This window comes from Aeromonas sp. QDB56 (assembly GCF_027705505.1).
GTDB lineage: Bacteria > Pseudomonadota > Gammaproteobacteria > Enterobacterales > Aeromonadaceae > Aeromonas > Aeromonas caviae.
Map to the genome: position 1 here is coordinate 1 of NZ_JAPDBZ010000260.1, position 1725 is coordinate 1725.

A 1725-nucleotide genomic window follows, 5' to 3' on the forward strand; every position below is an offset into this window, starting at 1 on the left:
CCGTCATTCCGCACCTGATTTTCCCTTTTTCGCGGCTTGACAGCGATCGGCTGTTTTGATCTATTACTGCTTTTTGCAGGTCGCTCATCATGCCCGCTCCCCGCATCGCCATCCGTAACCTTGATCACCTCGGCTTGGTCGCTGGCCTGTGCCAAGAGCTCGATATCGCCCGCATGATCGATGCGGTGCTGCCCAAAAACCAATCCTTCAAAGTCTCTCATGGTCAGGCGTTGGTGGCCATGATCATCAACGGCTTAGGCTTCCATAGCAGCACCTTGCACCTGTTCCCGCGGTTCTTCGCCAACAAGCCGGTCGAGCGATTGATCGGCCCCGGGCTCTGCGCCGATGATCTTAATGATGATGTGCTCGGGCGCTGTCTGGATGCGCTGTTTGCGGCCGATGTGTCGACGCTTTATCAGGTGATGGCCGAGCAAGTGGTCGCCAAGCTGGGGCTCAAGCCCACGGCGGTGCATCTTGATATCACCAGCTTTCACGTCGATGGCGCCTATGACTGCGCCGATGGCGAACAGACCGGCCGGCTGCAACTGGTGCGGGGATACAGCCGTGACCATCGGCCAGAGCTCAATCAGGTGATCCTGGAGCTGATCTGTGAGAATCAGGCCGGCTTGCCGGTGTACCTGCAAGCGCTCAGTGGCAACAGCAACGATAACAGCGCCTTTCGCGAGACGGTTAAGCGCCACCTGCGCAGCCTCAAGTCCGCGCAGGAGAGCCGCTATCTGGTCGGTGATGCAGCGCTGTACTGCGCCGAGACCCTACACCTGTTGCATCATCAGCGCCAGCTGTTCATCACCCGCGTGCCGCGCACCCTGACGGAAGCACGGAATGCTGTGGCAGCCATTGGTGAGGCGCCGCTGACCGCGCTGGGCGATGGCTACCAGGGGCGCTGGCTGGATGCCGACTACGCGGATGTGCCGCAGCGCTGGCTGCTGGTGCGCAGCGAAAAGGCCAACCATGCCGAGCAGAAAACGCTGGCCAAGCACCTGCTGGGCGACAGCACCCGCGAGCTCAAGGCGTTCACCAAACTGTGCGCGCGGCGCTTTGCCTGTCAGGCCGATGCCGAAGCGGAGCTGGCGCGCTTTGCCAACAGGCTGAAACTACTGGAGATTGTGCAAGGCCACGTGCTGACGGAGCCCGTTTACGCCAGCGCCGGCAGACCCAAAAGCGGCCAGCAACCCGACAGCTATCAGTACCGCATCGAGGGTCAGGCCGCGACCTGCCTGGAACGGGTGGAGGAGGCCAACGCCCAGACGGGCGTGTTCATCCTGGCCACCAACGACCTGAGCGGCACCCTGACCATGGCCGAACTGCTGGCCACCTACAAGGCACAGCAAACGGTTGAGCGCGGCTTTCGTTTCCTCAAAAGCCCCGAGTTTCTGACCTCATCGCTCTATCTGAAAAAGCCGGAGCGCATTGAAGCCCTGTTGATGGTGATGACCTGCAGCCTGATGATTTACGCCGCGCTGGAGCACCGTATCCGCAAAGGGCTGGTTGCCCAAGGCCGCAGCGTGCCGGACATGAAGAAGAAACCGACGCAGAAGCCAACCGCCCGCTGGATCTTCCTGTGCTTTGGCGGGATCCACGAGTACAGCCTGGGGGGCGAACCAGCCCAAGTGACCGACATCAACACCGTTCAGGAGACCATCATCGACGTTCTCGGCCCTCGATACCGGCAGATTTATTCATGAAGCGGGTGCGGAATGTCGG

General features: G+C 61.0%; 1 protein-coding gene. It reads left to right on the plus strand.

Annotated features, from left to right (window positions below; genetic code table 11):
• Positions 1-89 precede the first annotated feature (89 nt).
• A complete protein-coding gene (locus OKB81_RS20245; protein WP_270805425.1) occupies positions 90-1706 on the plus strand; it encodes an IS1634 family transposase in 1617 nt (538 codons plus the stop codon).
• The last annotated feature ends 19 nt before the right edge of the window (positions 1707-1725 follow it).

Coding starts and splice junctions, on each gene's coding strand:
- OKB81_RS20245 (WP_270805425.1), top strand. CDS start 90: ATGCCCGCTCCCCGCATCGCCATCCGTAACCTTGATCACCTCGGCTTG.